Below are 19,572 nucleotides of genomic sequence, written 5' to 3'. Positions count from 1 at the left end.
GAAGTCGGGCAGCCACCATCGACGGCAGCGGATCAGTCGTCATCCGGCCAGCGCGGCATCGACGGCGCCGGATCCTTGCGGCGCGCGGGCCGGTTGGCGTCCACCGCATGCCACACCGCCAGTGCATCGACGGTGGCCTGCACGTCGTGCACGCGCACCAGCTTCGCTCCCTGCTGCACGGCGATGAGTGCCGCAGCGACCGAACCGGCAGCGCGGTCCGCGGGAGCGCTGCGCCCGGTGATCGTGCCGATCATCGACTTGCGCGACAGGCCGGCGTACACGCCGCTGCCCAAGTCGGTGAAACGCCGCAACTCGCGCAGCAGCTCGAGGTTGTGTTCCAGCGTCTTGCCGAAGCCGAAGCCCGGATCGACCAGCACTTTGCGCTTGTCGATACCGGCCAGTTCGCAGGCGAACAGGCGATCGGCGAGGAAGCGATGCACCTCGCCGACCACGTCGTCGTAACGGGGATCGTCCTGCATGCCGCGCGGCTCGCCCTGCATGTGCATGATGCACACCGGCACGCCGAGCGACGCGGCGGCATCGAGTGCCCCCTCGCGGCGCAGCGCATACACATCGTTGACCATGCCGGCGCCGGCGGCCACAGCGGCGCGCATTACTTCCGGCTTGGAGGTGTCGATCGAGATCGGCTTGTCGGTACGTGCGACCAGCGCCTCGATCACCGGCAGCACGCGCGCCAGTTCGTCCTGCTCCGACACGTCGGCCGCGCCCGGACGGGTCGACTCGCCGCCGACATCGAGCATGTCGGCACCCTGCGCCACCATCGCCAGGCCGTGCGCCACGGCGGCATCGAGGTCGGCGTAGAGGCCGCCATCGGAGAACGAGTCGGGCGTGACGTTGAGGATGCCGACCACGCGCGGACGATCCAGCATGAGCGGGCGGCCGTTGCAGTCGAGTACGGTGGCGAACAGGTCGGCGGCGGACATGGTCGTGCTCAGGCCAGCCCGCCCAGCGTGCCCATGTGCTGGCGGTAGTAGCGCAACTCGTCTATGGAGTCGCGGATGTCCGACAGCGCGGTATGCGCCGAGTCCTTGCTGAAGCCCTTGCCAATCGCCGGAGCCCAGCGGCGGGCCAGCTCCTTGAGCGTGGACACGTCGAGGTTGCGGTAGTGGAAGTAGCGCTCCAGCTGCGGCATCTGGCGATGCAGGAAGCGGCGGTCCTGGCAGATCGAGTTGCCGCACATCGGCGACTTGCCCGCCGGCACCCAGGCCTTGAGGAATTCCACCGTCGCCTGCTCGGCCTCCGCGTGGTCGGCGGTGGATTCGAGTACCTGCTGCCACAGACCGGAGCGGCTGTGCTGGTTGCGGTTCCAGCTGTCCATGGCTTCGAGCCGGTCGAGCTCATGACGGATCGCGAACACCGGCCCTTCGGCCAGGATGTTGAGATCCTTGTCGGTGACGATGGTGGCGATCTCCAGGATGGAATCGGCATCCGTGTCGAGGCCGGTCATCTCAAGATCGATCCAGATCAGGTTGTCGTTGTCTTGGCTCATGTGCCCTCCCGGGCTGCGGATTCTAGCAGCAGGCATGCCACGCGCCGCCCCATGCGATGATCGCCCGATGCAGACCTTCTTCTGGCACGACTACGAAACCTTCGGCGCGGACAGCCGGCGGGACCGGCCGGTGCAGTTCGCCGGCATCCGCACCACCATGGAACTGGAGATCGTCGGCGAGCCGGTGATGTTCTTCGGCAAGCCACCCACGGACGCCCTGCCCCACCCCGAAGCCTGCCTGATCACCGGCATCACGCCGCAGCAGGCCGAGCGCGAGGGCGTGATCGAGGCCGAATTCGCCGCCCGCGTGCACGAGCAACTGGCCGAACCGGGCACCTGCGGCGTGGGCTACAACTCGCTGCGCTTCGACGACGAGGTCACACGCCAACTGCTGTACCGCAACTTCTACGATCCCTACGGTCGCGAGTGGGAAAACGGCAACTCGCGCTGGGACCTGATCGACCTGGTGCGCATGTGCGAGGCGCTGCGGCCGGAGGGCATCGCCTGGCCGACCCGTGACGACGGCTCGCCCAGCTTCAAGCTCGAACACCTCGCCCGGGCCAACCACCTGCAGCAGGAGCGCGCCCACGACGCGCTCTCGGACGTGCATGCGCTGATCGACCTGGCCCGCCTGCTGCGCGTACGCCAGCCCAGGCTGTGGGACTGGCACTTCGCCCTGCGCCGCAAGCAGCGGGTGTTCGAACTGCTCGACGTGGCCGGCATGACGCCGCTGGTGCACGTGTCCTCGCGCTATCCGGCCAGCCAGCACTGCCTGACCCTGATCGCCCCGCTGGCGCTGCATCCGGCGCGACCGGGCGAGGTGATCGTCTACGACCTGCGCCACGATCCGGCCGAGCTGATCGCGCTGGACGTGGAGGACATCGCCGACCGCGTGTTCACCGCCCGCGCCGACCTGCCCGAGGGCGTCGAGCGCATCGCCCTGCGCACCGTGCGCGCCAACCGTGCGCCGGCGGTGGCACCGCTGTCGGTTCTGAAGGGTGCGGACATGGACCGGCTGCAGCTCGACGTCGACCGCTGCCTCGCCCACGCCACCACGCTACGCGACGCCGCTGGCCTGCGCGACAAGGTGCAGCGCCTGTTCGAGCAGGCGGCTGCGATGCCTCCGGCGGAGGATCCCGAGCTGGCGCTGTACGACGGTTTCCTGCCGGACGCGGACAAACGGCGTCTCGCCGAGGTACGCGGCACCCCGCCCGAGGCGCTGGCCGCGGCCGGCATCACCTTCCGCGACCCACGCTACACCGAGCTGTTGTTCCGCTATCGCGCGCGCAACTGGCCGCAGACGCTAAGCGTGGAGGAGCAGGATCGATGGCAAGCCTTCCGGCATGACCGGCTGACCCGTCGCACCCCGTTGACCGGCCTCACCCTGGACGAATACTTCACCCGCCTCGAGCAGATGCGGCACGATCCCGCGCTGGCGGAGCGACGTCCCCTGCTCGACCAGCTCGAAGCCTGGGGCCGCCAGCTCGCCGACGAACTCCAACCGCTCGCCTGACCGATCCGCCAATGCCCACCACCTACTTTTCGCCCGCGACCTTCCGCTTCCTCAAGGCCCTGGACCGCAACAATAACCGCGAGTGGTTCCTCGACCACAAGGCCGACTACGAGCAGCACGTGCGCGAGCCTTTCCTCACCCTGATCGCCGACATGCAGGCGCCGCTGACGAAGATCAGCCCGCACTACCGCGCCGATGCCCGCAAGAACGGCGGCTCGCTGTTCCGCATCCATCGCGACACGCGCTTCTCGAACAACAAGCTGCCGTACAAGCCCTGGCAGGGCGCGCGCTTTTTCCACGAGCGGCGGCACGAGATCGCCGCGCCCTCGTTCTATGTGCACATCCAGCCCGGCGACTGCTTCGCCGGCGGCGGCATGTGGCACCCGGAGCCGGACGACCTCAAGCGCATCCGCGCTTTCCTCGCCGACAACCCCGCAGCCTGGAAGAAGGCCACGCGGAGCAAGACCTTCCGTGAGCGTTTCGAGTTCTGGGGCGAGTCGCTGAGCCGGCCACCGCGCGGCTACGATCCCGGCCATGAGCTGATCGAGGACCTCAAGCGCAAGGACTTCGCCGCGGGCCAGGGCTTCGACGAGGCACTGGCCTGCTCGCCGAAATTGCTGCCGACGCTGGTGGACATTTACCGCCACATCGCCCCGCTCAACGACTACCTGTGCGCGGCGCAGGAGCTGGAGTTCTAGCGAGCCGCGACGGATCCGGCAGCCTTGCCGAAGAGCATCGCGACTGAAGTCGCTCCCATAAAGAGCGTTGTGGGAGGGGCTTCAGCCCCGACGCTTTCCCGCAAGCTCGCTGCGCAGGAACCGGAGCTCTTACAAGCCTTCGGCAGGTGATCGGCGAGCTTGGCGAAGTACGTCGCGACTGAAGTCGCTCCCACAGAGACCAGGCGCCTGGGTGCCTTGTGGGAGGGGCTACAGAGCATCGCGACTGAAGTCGCTCCTACAAAGGGCGAGGTGGGCGTTGTGGGAGGGGCTTCAGCCCCGACGCTTTTCTGCGACCCGGCCGCCTGTCCGCAGACCCATGGCAACCCCCACAGCCGCCAGCGCGGCCAGCGCCACGTAATACGCCGGCGCCAGTGAGCCCAGGCCTTTCACCAGCGCACCGATCAGCGGCGGCGTGATGCCGCCGAACACGGCGTACGCCACGTTGTAGGAGAACGACAGCCCGCTGAAGCGCACCGCCGGAGGAAACGCGTCGACCATCACCGTGGGCACCACCCCCACCACGCCCACGGTGAAACCCGCCAGCGCGTACAGCGGCAGAAAATGCGCCGCGCCGCACTGCAGATCGAGGTAGAGCGCGCCCGTCGCCAGCGTCATCAGCACCGCACCGCCGGCCAGCGTGCGCGCCACGCCGAAGCGGTCCGCGGCCGCACCGAACGCCAGGCAGCCGATCGCCAGCGCGAACGAGGCCAGGCTGTTGCCCAGGAACGCCGTGGCAGCCGGCAGGTGGAACACCGCCTGCACCAGGGTCGGCGTCATCAGGATCACCACCACGATGGCCGCGGTGAGCGTCCAGGTCACCGCCATCGAGCGCAGCACCGCGCCGCGATGCTCGCGCAGCACGCGCTTGAGCGGCAGCTCGTCGGCCAGCGCGCGGCGCGCCTGCATCGCCTCGAACACCGGCGTCTCGCGCAGCCATCGGCGCAGCCACACCGCAATGAAACCGAACACGCCGCCGGCCAGGAACGGCAGCCGCCAGCCGTAGTCGAGCAATTGCGCGGGCGTCATCCGCTCGTGGATCGCCGCCGTGAGCAGCGAACCGATGAGGATGCCCACCGTGAGCCCGCTGGTGAGGCTGGCACAGGCGATGCCGACGCGCCGCGCCGGCACGTGCTCGGCCACGAACACCCAGGCGCCCGGCACCTCGCCGCCCACCGCGATACCCTGCAGCACGCGCAGCACCAGCAGAAGCACCGGCGCCAGGATGCCGATCTGCGCATATACCGGCAGCAGGCCGATCAGCAGGGTCGGCAAGGCCATCAGGAACACGCTCAGCGTGAACATCCGCTTGCGTCCCAGCAGGTCGCCATAGTGCGCCATCACGATGCCGCCCAGCGGCCGCGCCAGATAGCCGGCGGCGAAGATGCCGTACACCTGCAGCTGCGCCAGCCAGGGTGAGGTGCCCTTCGGAAAGAACAGCTCGCTCAACGGCAGTGCGAGGAACACGAACACGACGAAGTCGTAGAACTCCAGTGCCCCACCCAACGCGGCCAGCGCCAGGGTCCGGATGTCGGACCGACCGAGGCGGTCGGTTGCGGGAGACGGGACGGCGGCAACGGGGCTGCGCATGCGGAAGCGGCTCGTGACGTGGCGGGCGCGCCAACATACCCGAAGCGGCAGGCTGTGACGCACCGCACCTTCCTGCGGCTATGCGTCAAGACCCGCGCCCGGCAAGGCTGCTAGCGTCCATGCGCCGCCGCATGGTCTTCCGGAGAAGCCGCGGCGGCAGTCGGTGCCCTCGGGGGAGGCGCCACATGCCATGGTCGACCTGCCGCAAGCCACGGATGGTTTGTCTCGCCCGTGCCTGCGTCCGCAGGCGATCCCACGCGCGGCCGCACGGCCGCATCGAGAGGGAGAGACGACGTGAAACGCATGATGCTGACAGGGGCGCTGGCACTGGCCAGTGCAGGGGTACAGGCCGCCACCGGAGTGGCGCTGGTGCACGGCACCGGAAAGCAGACCGATGCCTACAACGATTACTGGCAGTCGGACATGGTCGAGGGCATCCGCAAGGGCCTGGCCGATCCGAACAACCTGCTGGTGGTGAACTGCGACTTCGACCAATACATGTGGGACGACCGCGCGGCCGGCTGCCTCGCCGGCCAGCTCACCAGCTTCATCCAGAACCGCAACATCGACCGCCTGATCGTCATCACCCACTCCAACGGCGGCAACGTGATGCGCTGGATCCTGTCCAACCCCACCTATGATGCGCGCTACCCGGCGATCATCCAGCGCATCGTCAAGGTGGACGCGATCGCACCGTCCAGCGCCGGCACGCCGCTGGCCGACGCGGCGATCGCCGGCAACGTGTTCGAAACCTCGCTGGGCTGGCTGCTCGGCTACAAGACCGACGCGGTGCGGCAGCAGCAGGTCGGCTGGATGGCCACCTACAACCAGCAGTACCTGCTCGGTACCTCCGGACGTCCCGCCCTGCCGGTGCCGTTCCGCGACGTGGTCGGCACCGACGTGGTGTCGGCGGTGTGGTCCAGCCAGGCCTACTGCGGCGGCTACACCCAGAGCGTGGGCCTGGAGATCACCCAGAACTGGCTGAGCAGTTGCTCCGACGGCTTCATCGAGTGCTCCAGCGCGCAGGCCGCCGGCACGCTCTGGTTCAAGGACAGGACGCGTACCAGCGGCGGCCAGGTGCTGAACCACAACCAGAGCCGGCGCGCCTGCTTCGGCCTGCCCTCCATCCTCGCCAACGACCTGAAGGGGTGATCGCGATGAACCGACGGATCCTTGCCGCCGGCGTCCTCGCCGGCCTTTTCGCCACCTCCGCCTTTGCCGGCACGCATACGCTGCTGCCCGCCACACCGACCGACATGGTGCCGGTCGCCCTGCAGGCCGCTCCCGCGCCGGCCTCCGCCACGGCGGCCGCCCTCGCCGGCGTGGACATCCCGCGCCCGCACGCCGAGCACCAGCCAGTCAGCGTGAGCTGGGCCCTACCCGCCGACGCCCCGGTGAACCCGGTGCCGCAACCGTTCGCCCGCGCCAGTCGCGAGTACTGGACCGATGTCTCGGCCACCGAGATGCAACGCGGCGTCGACCTGCCACTGTCCGCTCCCGGCGCGGTGATCCGGATCAGCCCCAGCGACCCCAGGGGCGGGCGACTCGACGCCACCGGCGTGACCTTCCGCATGAACGGCCAGACCCTCGCCGGTGACCGCGCGGCCAGCACGGTCGGCGACGTGGCCTCGCTGCGTGCCGCCGGCATGGCCGTGCCGGATGCCTCGCTGGTGATGCAGTTGCGTCCCGAACTGGGCGCGGGCCCGGTGACCCTGCAGGCGCCGAACGCCAGCGGCCGCTACGTGGTGCATGTGTTCGAGCCAAAGAGCCCGTTCACGGTGACCGCCAGGGCCGACCGCGACGACCTGCTGCTGGGCCAGCGCCTGCACCTGGACGTGACGATGAAGGACGGCGACCGCCAGCGGCCACTGCAGGCGGTCGGCGGCTTCCTGCGCGCGCCGGACGGCAGCACCACCCTGCTCGACTATCGCGCCAACACGGACGGCAGCTTCAGCACCGACGTGGCGCCGGTGCAGCCGAGCAGTACGCCCGGCCTGTGGGAGCTGCACAGCTTCACCATCGGCGACGATGGCCAGGGCCATGCGGTGCGTCGCGACACCACCAGCGTGTTCGCCGTGGCCACCCCGGATGCGAAGCTGAGCGGCACCGCCGACACCCATCGCGCCGGTCACCACGGCATCGACATCGCGCTCGGCGTCACGGTGGACAGCGCCAGCCGCTTCGCGGTCTCCGGCGTGCTCTATGGACGCGATGCGAAGGGCCGCACGGTGCCGGGCGCGTTCGCCCAGTCGGCCGCCTGGCTGACGCCCGGCGAGCGTCAGCTCGTGCTGCACTTCGAACCGTCGAGCATCGCGGGCATCGGCGCGCCGTACGAACTGCGCGACCTGCGCCTGCAGGACCAGCCGGCGATCAGCCTGGTCGAGCGCCGCGCGCTGGCGCTGCGTTTCGATCGCCCGTAAGCAGGAGACGATGCCGCGGGCCGCAACGGCCCGCGGCATCGGTCACGATCACTGACCGAGGTATTTGGCCAGGAAGGCCTCCATGTGGCGGTACAGGTCCTCGCGGTTGTCCACCGCATAGAACCCGTGACCTTCCTTCGGCTTGCTCAGCCACTCGTAGGGCTTGCCGGCCTTGTCCAGCGCATCGCGCAGCCGGGTGGCGTTCTGGTAAGGCACGCGGGGATCGTCCTCGCCGTGGGCGATCAGCACCGGCACGTTGAACTTGTCCAGCTGGTACAGCGGCGAGATCGCCTTGGCCGCGGCCTCGTCGCCGATCGCCTCGGCAAAATAGGCGCGGCCCACGCTCACGTGCGAGGTGTCGCTGCGCTCGAAGCCGATGCTCCAGTCCGACACGCCGGCGTAGTCGATGGCGCACTTGTACTGGCCCGGTGCGATGATCGGCTGCATCAGCGAGGAATAGCCGCCGAAGCTGCCGCCGTAGACGCAGACACGGTTCTTGTCGGAGTAGCCCTGATCGATCGCCCAGTGCAGGCCTTCAAGCAGATCCTGCTGGATGCGGTCACCGAAATGCTTGTAGCCGGCCATCTCGAAGCCGGGGCCGCGGCCGGCCGAGCCACGGTAATTCACCTGCACCACCGCATAGCCGCGGTTGGCGAGGAACTGGGCATCGGTGTCATAGGTCCAGCCGTCGCGGATGCCGATCGGGCCACCGTGCGGCAGCAATACGGTCGGCAGGTTCTTGCCGGACGAACCGTGCGGCAGCGTCAGGTAGCCCTCCAGCTCCATGCCGTCGCTGGCCTTGAAGCGGAACGGGCGGCGTTCGGCCATCCGCTCGGCGTGGATCCACGGCTCCACCTGGAACAACGGCTGCAGGTTCATCCCGGTGGTATCGAACAGCGCCAGGCTGCCCGGGTCGCGGTCGCTCTGCGCGAACACCAGCATCCGCTTGCCGGCATCGTCCGAACCGCCGAGCATCACCAGGTGATCGGCGAATTTCGCGTTCAGCGCCTTGGACACCTGCGCGTCGACGCTGTCGTCCAGATAGGCCAGATGCGGCCTGCCCGTCTCGAACAGCACGGCGTAGGGTTTGCCGCTGGTCACGTCCCACTGCACGTCGGCCACGGAAGCGAAATCATCGTGCGCCAGCACCTTGCGGTCGGTACCGTCGAGCTTGCTCGACACCAGCATCATCGGGCCGCCATGGTCGCTGTACAGGGACCAGAGGGTGCTGCCGTCGCGGCTTATGCGCAGCGGTGTCATCTGCTTGCCGGTGACGGCATCGGAAATCTTCGTCCAGGGCGCCTTCGCATCGGCGCGCATGTAGACGTCCGTGGTGTGTGCGTCACGCGATCCGTAGGCAAGCCTCGCTACGCCGCCGTGCACCACGAAAGACATGCTGCCGTGGTCGATGTCGCCCATCAGGGTCGGCTTGCCGCTCACCGAGTCGACGTCGTAGACCTGGCTGCGGTGACTGTCCCAGTCACCCGCCGCGTTGTGCTCGGGAATCAGGCCGAGTGAAAGGTAGACGTGGCCGTTCCGCGGATAGGGCACGCCGACGACCGCCGGAAATCCACGAGGCATGTCCAGCGAGTGCGGCCCGGAGCCCAGCTTGCCGCGATTACGCAGGCTGTAGAGGGTCTGCTTGTGGCTGCCGTCGAAGTCCACCGCGATGATGTCGCCGGTGCCCTGGGGAGCCTCCAGCGCACTGGTGGTGTAGGCCAGCGGCACGACCATGCGGGTGTCGTTGACCCAGATGATCTGGGCCGGCTGGTAGTTGCGCACCATGTCGAGCCGGCTGACGTATTTCAGGTCCGGCAGGTGAAGGACCACCAGCTGATAGTCCGGCTCGCCCCATTTGGCCTTTTCATTGTGCAGCGATAGCGCCAGGTATTGCCCGTCCGGCGACATGGCTGGGTGGCCGAGAGTGCCCATGCGGGCAAAATCGGACACCGGAAGCGGCGCGTCAGCCGCGGTCACTACGCCGCCGGATGCGGCGACGAAAAGCAGCGTACCGGCCAGGCACGCCGCGCGAAAACGTTGAAGCATCTTGGCAATCCCCCTGATCATCTGGTCGAGGCGGCTCGCTTCCGCTACCGCCCGCTCGTGAATCGCCCCCGCGTCACGGACAGACTTCGGCCTGGCTCAGTATAGCGATACCCGGCGTCAGGCTTCGGCGAACGGAAACGCCAGCACGTCGGCAATCCCGTCGGTGCCGGCCAGGCACATCAGCAGGCGTTCGACGCCCAGGGCCACGCCGGCGCAGTCGGGCATGGCGTCGAGCACGGCGAGCAGGCGCGCGTCGACGGGCACCTCGGGCAGGCTGCGTTCGCGGCGCCTGGCGTTGTCACGGGTGAATCGCGCCGCCTGTTCGGACGCGTCGTTCAATTCGTGATAGCCGTTGGCCAGCTCGTAGCGCCCCAGGTAAAGCTCGAAGCGCTCGGCCAGCGGCGGCTCGCCGGGGCGGATGCGCGCCAGCGCGCACTGACTGGCCGGGTAGTCGTGGATCACCGTGATGCGATCGCGCGGAAACGCCGGCTGCAACTTGTGCGTGATCAGCAGGTCGAGCCAGTCGTCGCGCTCCAGCCCGGCCGGGTCGATGCCGTACTGGCGCAGCGGCGCCTGCAGGGTTTCCAGTGGATCGTGCAGCGGGTCGATACCAAGCTCGTCGAGGAAGAGCTGGCGATAGCCGCTGATCACCACTTCGGCGCGCCGACCCACGAGGGCGAGCGCGTCCTGCACCAGCTCGATGGTTTCGGCCATCAGTTGATGGTGATCCCAGCCCACGCGGTACCACTCCAGCATGGTGAACTCGGGGTTGTGCCGCCCGCCGGCCTCGCCGTTGCGGAACACGCGGCCCAGTTCGTAGCAGTCGCCCACGCCCGCGGCGAGCAGGCGCTTGAGCGGAAACTCCGGCGAGGTGCGCATCCAGCGCTGCGGCGCGCCGGCGTCGACGTGGCCGGTGAAGCGGGTAACGAAGCTCTCGATGTTGGGGTCGGTGTTGCCGGCGGCGGAGAGGATCGGCGTCTCCACCTCAAGCACGTCGCGAGTGTCGAAGAACTGGCGGATGAGGCGGTAGACGGCGGCGCGCAGGTGGAGGGTGGCGTGTGGGTTTGTGGCTGAAAGAGCGAAAGGCGCCCCCTCACCCCAGCCCTCCGATCGAGTCGAGGGCAGGCTCTCTCCCCCGGCTGCGCCAGGGGAGGAGTTCGAGCTGGCGAGCCTCTGGCTCCCTCTCCCCCGGCGACGCCGGGGGAGAGCGCTGGGGTGAGGGGGCCGCTCCTGCTTGAGTACCCGCACGATCTCCTCAAGCACATCGTCCGTGCGCAGCAACACATCGTCATTCCAGAACCGCAGCACGCGAAAGCCCGCCTGCTCGAGATCGGCAGTGCGCTTGGCGTCGGAGGGCTCATCATGCTGACCGCCGTCCAGCTCCACGATCAGCGCATGTTCGACGCAGCAGAAGTCCGCGTAGTAACCGGCAACCGGATGCTGGCGACGAAACTTCACGCCAAGCTGGGCGGCGCGCAGGCGGGTCCAGAGCTTGCGCTCGGCGTCGGTCGGGTTATGGCGGAGTGTCTTGGCGCGTTCCATGGATTAAAGAGCCCCCCTCACCCCAACCCTCTCCCCCGGCTGCGCCAGGGGAGAGGGGGCCAAAAGCTCGCAGGCCACCACTCGCTCTCCCCCGGCTGCGCCAGGGGAGAGGGGGCAAAAAGCTCGCAGGCCACCACTCCCTCTCCCCCGGCGACGCCGGGGGAGAGGGTTGGGGTGAGGGGGCCGCTCTTGCTTGAGTACCCGCACGATCTCCTCAAGCACATCGTCCGTGCGCAGCAACACATCGTCATTCCAGAACCGCAGCACGCGAAAGCCCGCCTGCTCGAGATCGGCAGTGCGCTTGGCGTCAGAGACCTCATCATGCTGGCCGCCGTCCAGTTCCACGATCAGTGCATGTTCGACGCAGCAGAAGTCCGCGTAGTAACCGGCAACCGGATGCTGGCGACGAAACTTCACGCCGAGCTGGGCGGCGCGCAGGCGGTTCCAGAGCTTGCGCTCGGCGTCGGTCGGGTTATGGCGGAGTGTCTTGGCGCGTTCCATGGATTAAAGAGCCCCCCTCACCCCAACCCTCTCCCCCGGCTGCGCCAGGGGAGAGGGGGCAAAAAGCTCGCAGGCCACCACTCCCTCTCCCCCGGCTGAGCCAGGGGAGAGGGGGCAAAAAGCTCGCCCGCTCAAACTCCCTCTCCCCCGGCGACGCCGGGGGAGAGGGTTGGGGTGAGGGGGCCGCTCTTGCTTGAGTACCCGCACGATCTCCTCAAGCACATCGTCCGTGTGCAGCAACACGTCGTCATTCCAGAACCGCAGCACGCGAAAGCCCGCCTGCTCGAGATCGGCAGTGCGCTTGGCGTCAGAGACCTCACCATGCTGGCCGCCATCCAGCTCCACGATCAGTGCATGTTCGACGCAGCAGAAGTCCGCGTAGTAACCGGCAACCGGATGCTGGCGACGGAACTTCACGCCAAGCTGGGCGGCGCGCAGGCGGGTCCAGAGCTTGCGCTCGGCGTCGGTCGGGTTATGGCGGAGTGTCTTGGCGCGTTCCATGGATTAAAGAGCCCCCCTCACCCCAACCCTCTCCCCCGGCTGCGCCAGGGGAGAGGGAGCGAAAAGCTCGTCAAACTTCAGGAGCGAACTCATGCCGGCCACGCCGCCTGCTGCAAGATGACACGTCCCCCTTCGCAGTCGACGTAGCTGCGGCCGGCTCGATCCCAGTAGGGATTGGCCGAGGGCACGTGGACGAAGCCGGCCCGTTCCATTGCCGCCACGCGGTCAAGCCAAACCTGGCGCTCCGGCAGGTACAGCACCAGTGCCTGCTCCGGATGGGGCGGCGGCGGGGGCGCTTCGTGCCGCACGTGGACGAACTCCAGATGCCAGGGCCCTTGCGGTTCGCCCAGAATGACGCCGTCGAAGCCTTCGTGGTCGACGAAGCGGCCGAGCTCGAGCAGGCCCAGGCCTTCGCGGTATTGCGTGGCGATGTGCTCCAGCTCGGCGCAGGCGCGCGCCGCACGCAGGGTCGGCGGACTCACGGCGCGGCCCCGTGCTCGGCCAGCAGCGCCAGCAGTTGGGATTCGTCCCACACCGGCACGCCGAGTTCGTTGGCCTTGTCCAGTTTGGACCCGGCCGCCTCGCCCGCTACCACCACGCTGGTCTTCTTCGAGACCGAGCCGGAGACCTTGGCGCCGAGCGCTTCGAGTCGGTCCTTCGCTTCATCGCGGCTCAGCGACTGCAGGGTGCCGGTGAGCACGAAGGTCTGGCCGTCCAGTGGCGCGGCTTCGGCCGACGCGGCGGCCGGCAGCGCGGCGAGCAGTTGGTGCATCGCCTGCTCGGCGTGAAGCAGTTCGCGATGCTGGTCTTCGTCGGCGAGCATCGCCTCCAGGTTGGTAGCCGCGGCCTGCGGTACGCCGGCGACGATCCAGTGCGCGGCGCCGGCGCGCGTCAGGGCGGCGAGCGTCGGGAAATGCTGGGCCAGCAGCTGGGTGCTCTTCGGGCCGAGCTTGGAGACGTTGGCCATGTCCAGCAGCACGGCGAGGTCCAGCCGCTCGCGCAGCTTCGGCGAGGGATCGCCTTCGTCGGTGAAATGCACGCCGGCGGCCAGCAGCGCATCGACCACCGCCTGGTTGCCCGGCTGCGCGAAGAACGCCGCGATGGAACCGGCCACCTCGGCGCCGATGTCCGGCAGCACGCGCAGGACCGGCGCCGGCATGCTGCGCACGAATTCCAGCCGCCCCAGCCAGGCGGCCAGCGTCTTGGCCGTGCTTTCGCCGATATGCATGATGCCCAGCGCAAACAGGAAGCGCGCCAGCGTGGTGGTGCGGCTGGCGTCGATCGCCTCGACCAGGTTCTCGGCCCACTTGGTGGCAATCTTGCCCTGCTTGACGGTCTCGGGAACCGTGCCGTCGCGCTCGTCGGCGCGCTGCTTCATGGCGACGAAATCGTCCACGGTCAGCGCGTAGAGGTCGGCCGGCGTCTTCACCATGTCGAACTCGACCAGCGCGTCCACGTAGCGCTCGCCCAGGCCGTCGATGTCCATCGCGCGCCGCGCGGCGAAATGGATCAGTGCCTCCTTGCGCTGCGCGGCGCAGAACAGCCCGCCGGAGCAGCGGTACGCCGCGGCACCCTCCTCGCGCACCAGCGCCGAACCGCACACCGGGCAATGCGCCGGCATGTGCCAGGGATGGGTGTGTGCCGGCCGATGCTCCTCGACCACGCGCACCACCTCGGGAATCACGTCGCCGGCGCGACGCACGATCACCATGTCGCCAACGCGCACGTCCAGCCGGGCGACTTGGTCGGCGTTGTGCAGCGTGGCGTTGGTCACCGTCACGCCGGCCACCTGCACCGGCGCCAGCCGTGCCACCGGGGTGGCCGCGCCGGTGCGGCCGATCTGGATCTCGATCGCCTCGACCCGGGTCATCTGCTCCTGCGCCGGGAACTTGTGCGCGATCGCCCAGCGCGGGGCGCGCGAGACGAAGCCCATGACGCGCTGGCCGTCGTAGTCGTCCAGCTTGTAGACCACGCCGTCGATGTCGTACGGCAGCGCGTCGCGCTTGGCGCCGATCGCGCGGTAGTAGGCGATCAGGCCGTCGAACCCCTTCGCTGTGGATACCTCCGGTGACACCGGAAAGCCCCATTCGCGCAGCTTCTTCAGTGTCTGCGAATGCGTGGGCGGCAGCTCGCCACCCTCCACCACGCCCACCGCGTAGGCGAAGAAGCTCAGCTTGCGCTTCTGGGTGATCGCCGGATCCAGCTGGCGCAACGAGCCGGCCGCGCCGTTGCGCGGATTGGCCAGGGTCTTCTCGCCGTGGCTGCGGGCGTGTTCGTTGAAGGCTTCGAAGTCCCTGCGCAGCATGATCACCTCGCCGCGCACCTCCAGCACCTCCGGCCAGTCCGTGCCGCGCAGCCGCAGCGGAATCGCCCGCACGGTGCGCAGGTTGGCGGTGACGTCCTCGCCGGTCTCGCCGTCGCCGCGGGTCGCGCCCTGCACGAACACGCCGTGCTCGTAGCGCAGGCTGATCGCCAGGCCGTCCAGCTTGGGCTCGACCGAGAACACCGGGGCGCGGCGGTCCAGCGTCTGCTCGATGCGTCGTTCGAACTCGGCCACTTCATGGAAGCGCTCGCGGTCGGTGTCGCCCTCTTCGCCGAAGGCGTTGCCCAGCGACAGCATCGGGATGGCATGGCGCACCTCGGCAAAGCCGCCGGTGGCGCGGGCGCCGACCTTGCGGGTCGGCGAGTCCGACGTGGCCAGCGCCGGGTACTGCGTCTCCAGCGCCTCCAGTTCGCGCATCAGGCGGTCGTACTCGGCGTCCGGGATCGTCGGGTCGTCCAGCACGTGGTACTGGTAGTTCGCCTGCTCGATCTGTTCGCGCAGGGCGGCGGCGCGGGCGGCAATGTCGTGGGGAACGGTCATGCGGGAACTTGGCGTGTCGAGGCAGGCGCGCAGTGTAGCGAACCCGCCGCCGGCGGCTGACCGCGACATGAAGTGGATGCGGTCCGGCGCCCGCTCGCCCGCGCCGGATACCTGCCATAGCAACTATAATTGCAACGATGTCCCCGCCTCCCGCCACGTCCGCGGCCACCCTGACCGACACACCTGCCGCGACCGACGCGGAATCGTCGCGTGTCCGCTATCGCGGGCTGCTGTGGCTGGTTGCTGCCGCCTTCTTCATGCAGGCGCTGGACTCCACCATCGTCAACACCGCGGTGCCGGCCATGGCCGGGGCGCTGGGCGTGACGCCGCTTGGCATGCGCACGGCGCTGACCAGCTACGTGCTGACCCTGGCCGTGCTGATCCCCGCCAGCCCGTGGCTGTGCGACCGCTTCGGCACGCGCCGCGTGTTCGCCGCCGCGATCGCCGTGTTCGGCATCGGCTCCCTGCTTTGCGGTATCTCGCAGACCCTGCCCGAGCTGGTGGTCGCCCGCGTGATCCAGGGCATCGGCGGCGCCTCGTTGATGCCGGTGGGCCGCTACGTGCTGGTGCGCACCATCGACAAGCGCGAGTACGTACCGGCGATGAGCACGGTGGCCACCTTCGGCCTGCTCGGCTCGGTGCTCGGGCCGCTGCTCGGCGGCCTGCTGGTGGAGTTCACCAGCTGGCGGCTGATCTTCCTGATCAACGTCCCGGTGGGCCTGGCCGGACTGTGGATGAACCAACGCGACATGCCCGAATACCGGCTGGAGCAGGCACGTCCGTTCGACACGGCCGGTTTCCTGCTGTTCGCTGCCGCGTCGGCCCTGCTGTTGACCGCTTCCGAGCAGGCCGGTGCGCAGATCCACCACTGGATGCTGGTGGCCGCATGCATCGCGCTCGCCGCACTGCTGGGTGCCACCTACGTCTGGCACAGCCGGCGCACCGAGCACCCGGTGGCGGACCTCACCCTGCTGCGGGTGCGCAGCCTGTCGGTGGCCTTGGTCGGCAACCTGTTCACCCGGCTCGGCATCGGCGGCATGTTCCTGCTGCTGGTGCTGTTCCTGCAGGTCGGCTGCGGCTGGTCGCCCACCCTTGCCGGCCTGATGATGGTGCCGCAGGCGCTGGGTTCGATCAGTTCCAAGTGGGTGGTCAACCGGCTGCTGCTGCGGCTGGGCTACCGCCGGCTGCTGCTGGCCAATACCACGGCCGTGGCGGTGATGCTGGCCCTGTTCTCGCGGGTCGATGGCAGCACGTCGACCTGGCTGATCGCGATGCTGGTGTACGTCTACGGCTGCTTCACCGGCCTGCAGTACACCACCATGAACACGCTGGCCTACACCGACGTGGACATCCGCCACGCCTCGATGGCCTCGTCGATGGCCTCGACCACCCAGTACCTGTCGATCAGCTTCGGCATCGCGTTCGCCACCCTGCTGATGGAGGTGTTCGTGGGGCGGCAGGCCCATGCCGCGCATGCCTACGTGACCGCCTTCCACATCACCGTGCTGGTGCTGGCCGCCGTCACCGCGCTGGCCGCGACGATCTTCCTGCGGCTACGTCCCGATCATCCGGGTGTGGCACCCCGCGACGGCGCTGCCGGGCCATAGCGGGCTGGTAATCTTCCTGGCCTGATCCATTCGCCAAGGAACGCATGCATGCGCTGGACCCTCGCCCTCGCCGCCCTGCTCGCCAGCGCTCCCGCCGCGGCAGCCGAGGCCCAGGACGTGAATTTCCACCTCACCGACCACCCGGTCGGCGTGGTCGCGCTGATGCTGTTCGTGCTGGCCTACCTCGCGGTGATCTTCGAAGAGCACCTGTCCATCGCCAAGTCCAAGCCGGTGATGCTGGCCGCGGCGCTGATCTGGGGCATGATCGCCTGGGTTACCGGTGATCCGGCCAAGGGCATCACTCCGGCCGCCACCGCCTTCGAGGGCATGTTCCTCGAGTACGCGGAGATCTTCTTCTTCCTGGTGGTGGCGATGACCTACGTCACCGCGATGGGCGAGCGCAACGTGTTCGAGGCGCTGCGCGACACGCTGATCCGGCGCGGCTTCGGCTACCGCTCGCTGTTCTGGATCACCGGGCTGATCGCGTTCTTCCTCTCGCCGGTGCTGGACAACCTCACCACCGCGCTGGTGATGTCGGCGGTGATCCTCGCCGTGGCCGGCGGCAATCGGCGCTTCATCACCCTGGCGATGATCAACCTGGTCGTCGCCGCCAATGCCGGCGGCGCCTGGAGCGCGTTCGGCGACATCACCACGCTGATGGTGTGGCAGGCCGGCAAGAGCGGGTTCTTCGACTTCTTCCGGCTGTTCGGGCCGTCGCTGGTGAACTGGCTGGTGCCGGCGATCCTGATGGCCTTCGCCCTGCCCAAGGGGCAGCCGGATTCGGCCGGCAGCGGCAACTCGCTGAAGCCCGGCGGCATCGGCATCTGCCTCACCTTCGCACTGACCATCGCCATCACCGTGATCGGTCGCCAGTGGCTGGGCATGCCGGCGGCCTACGGCATGCTCACCGGCCTGGCGTTTCTCAACCTGGTGGCCACGCGCATCGACCGTCACCAGCGCCGCTACGCGCTGGCGCAGGGCGAGGAGCCGCAGACCTATTCCATCTTCCGCATCATCGCCAACGCCGAGTGGGACACTTTGCTGTTCTTCTACGGCGTGTTCGCCTGCGTCGGCGGCCTGGCCGCGCTCGGCTACCTGGAGCTGGCCTCGCACCAGCTCTACGGCAACCTCGGCTTTACGCTGGCGAACGCGATCATGGGCGTGACCTCGGCGGTGGTGGACAACATCCCGATCATGTTCGCGGTGCTCAAGATGAACCCGCCGATGGACGAGGCGCAGTGGCTGCTGATCACCCTCACCGCCGGCGTCGGCGGCAGCCTGCTGTCGGTGGGCTCGGCCGCCGGCGTGGCGCTGATGGGCGCCTCGCGCGGGCAGTACACCTTCATGAGCCATCTGCGCTGGACCTGGGCGATCGCGCTCGGCTACGTCGCCAGCATCGTGCTGCACCTGTGGCTGGCCGGGCACGTGTTCCACGGCTGAAGATCGTCGTCTTTGCCCTGTAGGATGGGCGGCGTTTCCAGGGAGAGACCGACGCATGCACCACGCCGCCGACATCCTGCTGACCCTGTTCGTGATCTTCATCGCCGCGCAGATCGGCGCGGAAATCGCGCAGCGGCTGAAACTGCCTGGCGTGGTCGGCGAGATCGCCGCCGGTTGCGTGGTCGGCCCTTCCGCGCTGGGCTGGCTCACCCCCGAGCAGATCCTTCCCGGCACGCCGCTGGACGTGCTGGCCGAGGTCGGCGTGGTGCTGCTGCTGTTCTCCGTCGGCCTGGAGACGCGGCTCGACGACCTGAAGAAAGTCGGCAAGAGCGCGTTCCTGGTCGGCGTGCTCGGGGTGATCGTGCCGTTCGGGCTTGGCGCGCTGTGGGCGCACGGCGAGGGCTTCGACTGGATCAAGTCGCTGTTCGTGGCCGCGGCGTTCGTCGCCACCTCGGCCGGCATCACCGCGCGCGTGCTGCAGGAGCTGGGCGTGCTGTCGCGGGTGGAAAGCAGGGTGATCCTGGGCGCGGCGGTGATCGACGACATCCTCGCCATGCTGCTGCTCGGCGTGGTGTCCTCGCTGCAGGGCGGCGGCGAACTCAACCTGCAGTCGCTGCTGCTCACCCTGGCCGGCGCGATCGGCTTTGTTGCGATCATCGGCTGGGGCGGCACCAAGGTGATGCGCCGCGGCTCCGGCTGGCTGGAAAAGCCGATCAGCCCGCACTCTCCGCTGACCCTGGTGCTGGCGCTGTGCCTGGGCCTGGCCTGGCTGTCCACGCGCTTCGGCCTGGCCGCGATCATCGGTGCCTTCCTCGCCGGCATGATCGCCTCGGAGACGCGCCAGCGCGAGGACTTGGAACACAAGACGCTGCCGCTGCTTTCGTTCCTCACCCCGTTCTTCTTCGTCATCACCGGCGCCAAGGTGAACCTGTCCGAGCTGGCCAGCGTGGACGCGCTGGTGATGCTGGCCATCGTCACCGTGATCGCGATCGTCTCCAAGCTCGCCGGCGGCTTCCTCGGCGCGCTGTCGCTGGGCAAGCGCAGCGCCGCCATCGTCGGTTTCGGCATGGTGCCGCGCGGCGAAGTCGGTGTGGTGATCGCCAGCCTGGGCCTCGCCGCCGGCGTGTTCAACGAGCGCGTCTACGCGATCATCGTGGCGATGTCGCTGCTCACCGCGATGGTCACGCCGCCGGTGCTGGCGATGCTGCTCAAGCGTGGATCGACCGCGGAAACCTGAGCGCCCTCATTCTCCCCTGCTGCGCGGCGGAGATTTTCGCCGAAGCCCATGCGGCACCGACGACGCGCCCGTGTGAGGGGCAGACG

At 68.6% G+C, this 19,572-nt stretch carries 14 protein-coding genes and 3 pseudogenes; 7 read left to right on the top strand and 10 right to left on the bottom strand.

Annotation, left to right across the window (positions count from 1 at the left end; all coding sequences use genetic code 11):
• Positions 1–32 precede the first annotated feature (32 nt).
• Entirely contained in the window at positions 33–944 is a 912-nt protein-coding gene (gene folP, locus NC595_RS13550) for a dihydropteroate synthase (RefSeq protein WP_253567276.1), read from the bottom strand.
• Positions 945–952: 8 nt separating this feature from the next.
• On the bottom strand, positions 953–1,510 hold the full coding sequence (gene orn / locus NC595_RS13545) for an oligoribonuclease (RefSeq protein ID WP_253567274.1): 558 nt from the start codon (positions 1,508–1,510) through the stop codon (positions 953–955).
• A gap of 67 nt (positions 1,511–1,577) precedes the next feature.
• Between orn and sbcB the strand changes: the two genes are divergently transcribed.
• Together sbcB and NC595_RS13535 are read left to right on the top strand one after the other, a co-directional pair.
• Positions 1,578–3,023 (top strand): exodeoxyribonuclease I, encoded by a 1,446-nt coding sequence (gene sbcB, locus NC595_RS13540; RefSeq protein WP_253567272.1) that lies wholly within the window; start codon positions 1,578–1,580, stop codon positions 3,021–3,023.
• 11 nt (positions 3,024–3,034) lie between these two features.
• The gene (locus NC595_RS13535) at positions 3,035–3,721 is read left to right on the top strand and encodes a DUF2461 domain-containing protein (RefSeq protein WP_253567270.1); all 687 of its coding nucleotides are present in this window, start codon (positions 3,035–3,037) and stop codon (positions 3,719–3,721) included.
• Positions 3,722–4,012: 291 nt separating this feature from the next.
• Here the strand turns inward: NC595_RS13535 and NC595_RS13530 are convergent, their stop codons facing one another.
• A complete protein-coding gene (locus NC595_RS13530) occupies positions 4,013–5,329 on the bottom strand; it encodes an MFS transporter (protein WP_253567269.1) in 1,317 nt (438 codons plus the stop codon).
• A 303-nt stretch (positions 5,330–5,632) separates the two neighbouring features.
• Here NC595_RS13530 and NC595_RS13525 point away from each other — a divergent pair, with 303 nt between their 5' ends.
• A complete protein-coding gene (locus NC595_RS13525) occupies positions 5,633–6,481 on the top strand; it encodes a hypothetical protein (RefSeq protein WP_253568334.1) in 849 nt (282 codons plus the stop codon).
• Positions 6,482–6,486: 5 nt separating this feature from the next.
• Entirely contained in the window at positions 6,487–7,749 is a 1,263-nt protein-coding gene (locus NC595_RS13520) for a DUF4785 domain-containing protein (protein WP_253567268.1), read from the top strand.
• Between the two features lie 48 nt (positions 7,750–7,797).
• Here NC595_RS13520 and NC595_RS13515 read toward each other — a convergent pair whose 3' ends face one another.
• From NC595_RS13515 to ligA, 7 genes and pseudogenes are all read right to left on the bottom strand, one after another.
• Positions 7,798–9,795, bottom strand: coding sequence for an alpha/beta hydrolase family protein (locus NC595_RS13515; RefSeq protein WP_253567266.1), 1,998 nt, complete (start codon positions 9,793–9,795; stop codon positions 7,798–7,800).
• A gap of 117 nt (positions 9,796–9,912) precedes the next feature.
• The gene (epmA, locus tag NC595_RS13510) at positions 9,913–10,920 is read right to left on the bottom strand and encodes an EF-P lysine aminoacylase EpmA (protein WP_256489375.1); all 1,008 of its coding nucleotides are present in this window, start codon (positions 10,918–10,920) and stop codon (positions 9,913–9,915) included.
• A 123-nt stretch (positions 10,921–11,043) separates the two neighbouring features.
• Positions 11,044–11,337, bottom strand: a pseudogene (locus tag NC595_RS13505) (endonuclease domain-containing protein); the annotation flags it as partial.
• Between the two features lie 177 nt (positions 11,338–11,514).
• A pseudogene (locus NC595_RS20490) lies at positions 11,515–11,838 on the bottom strand (endonuclease domain-containing protein); the annotation flags it as partial.
• Between the two features lie 177 nt (positions 11,839–12,015).
• Positions 12,016–12,339, bottom strand: a pseudogene (locus NC595_RS20485) (endonuclease domain-containing protein); the annotation flags it as partial.
• A gap of 89 nt (positions 12,340–12,428) precedes the next feature.
• Positions 12,429–12,821, bottom strand: coding sequence for a VOC family protein (locus NC595_RS13490; protein WP_253567265.1), 393 nt, complete (start codon positions 12,819–12,821; stop codon positions 12,429–12,431).
• Complete coding sequence (gene ligA / locus NC595_RS13485) at positions 12,818–15,202, bottom strand: NAD-dependent DNA ligase LigA (protein WP_253567264.1); 2,385 nt, start codon at positions 15,200–15,202, stop codon at positions 12,818–12,820. The genes NC595_RS13490 and ligA overlap by 4 nt, the downstream gene beginning before the upstream one ends.
• Before the next feature lie 137 nt (positions 15,203–15,339).
• On the opposite strand from ligA, the gene NC595_RS13480 reads away from it, so the two are divergent.
• Genes NC595_RS13480 through NC595_RS13470 form a run of 3 tightly spaced genes read left to right on the top strand, consistent with a single transcriptional unit; the run spans position 15,340 to position 19,486 of the window.
• A complete protein-coding gene (locus tag NC595_RS13480) occupies positions 15,340–16,809 on the top strand; it encodes an MFS transporter (RefSeq protein WP_253567263.1) in 1,470 nt (489 codons plus the stop codon).
• Between the two features lie 48 nt (positions 16,810–16,857).
• The gene (gene nhaD / locus NC595_RS13475; RefSeq protein ID WP_253567258.1) at positions 16,858–18,249 is read left to right on the top strand and encodes a sodium:proton antiporter NhaD; all 1,392 of its coding nucleotides are present in this window, start codon (positions 16,858–16,860) and stop codon (positions 18,247–18,249) included.
• Positions 18,250–18,304: 55 nt separating this feature from the next.
• Positions 18,305–19,486 (top strand): cation:proton antiporter, encoded by a 1,182-nt coding sequence (locus tag NC595_RS13470; RefSeq protein WP_253567256.1) that lies wholly within the window; start codon positions 18,305–18,307, stop codon positions 19,484–19,486.
• Positions 19,487–19,572: the final 86 nt, after the last annotated feature.

It is taken from the genome of Dyella lutea, from assembly GCF_024158035.1.
GTDB lineage: Bacteria > Pseudomonadota > Gammaproteobacteria > Xanthomonadales > Rhodanobacteraceae > Dyella_A > Dyella_A lutea.
This window is presented reverse-complemented; position numbering and strand designations above follow the sequence as displayed.

Bases quoted from the DNA above. Each gene is read 5' to 3' on its own strand.
- folP (WP_253567276.1), bottom strand. From the start codon at position 944: ATGTCCGCCGCCGACCTGTTCGCCACCGTACTCGACTGCAACGGCCGC.
- orn (WP_253567274.1), bottom strand. From the start codon at position 1,510: ATGAGCCAAGACAACGACAACCTGATCTGGATCGATCTTGAGATGACC.
- sbcB (WP_253567272.1), top strand. From the start codon at position 1,578: ATGCAGACCTTCTTCTGGCACGACTACGAAACCTTCGGCGCGGACAGC.
- NC595_RS13535 (WP_253567270.1), top strand. From the start codon at position 3,035: ATGCCCACCACCTACTTTTCGCCCGCGACCTTCCGCTTCCTCAAGGCC.
- NC595_RS13530 (WP_253567269.1), bottom strand. From the start codon at position 5,329: ATGCGCAGCCCCGTTGCCGCCGTCCCGTCTCCCGCAACCGACCGCCTC.
- NC595_RS13525 (WP_253568334.1), top strand. From the start codon at position 5,633: ATGATGCTGACAGGGGCGCTGGCACTGGCCAGTGCAGGGGTACAGGCC.
- NC595_RS13520 (WP_253567268.1), top strand. From the start codon at position 6,487: ATGAACCGACGGATCCTTGCCGCCGGCGTCCTCGCCGGCCTTTTCGCC.
- NC595_RS13515 (WP_253567266.1), bottom strand. From the start codon at position 9,795: ATGCTTCAACGTTTTCGCGCGGCGTGCCTGGCCGGTACGCTGCTTTTC.
- ligA (WP_253567264.1), bottom strand. From the start codon at position 15,202: ATGACCGTTCCCCACGACATTGCCGCCCGCGCCGCCGCCCTGCGCGAA.
- NC595_RS13480 (WP_253567263.1), top strand. From the start codon at position 15,340: ATGTCCCCGCCTCCCGCCACGTCCGCGGCCACCCTGACCGACACACCT.
- nhaD (WP_253567258.1), top strand. From the start codon at position 16,858: ATGCGCTGGACCCTCGCCCTCGCCGCCCTGCTCGCCAGCGCTCCCGCC.
- NC595_RS13470 (WP_253567256.1), top strand. From the start codon at position 18,305: ATGCACCACGCCGCCGACATCCTGCTGACCCTGTTCGTGATCTTCATC.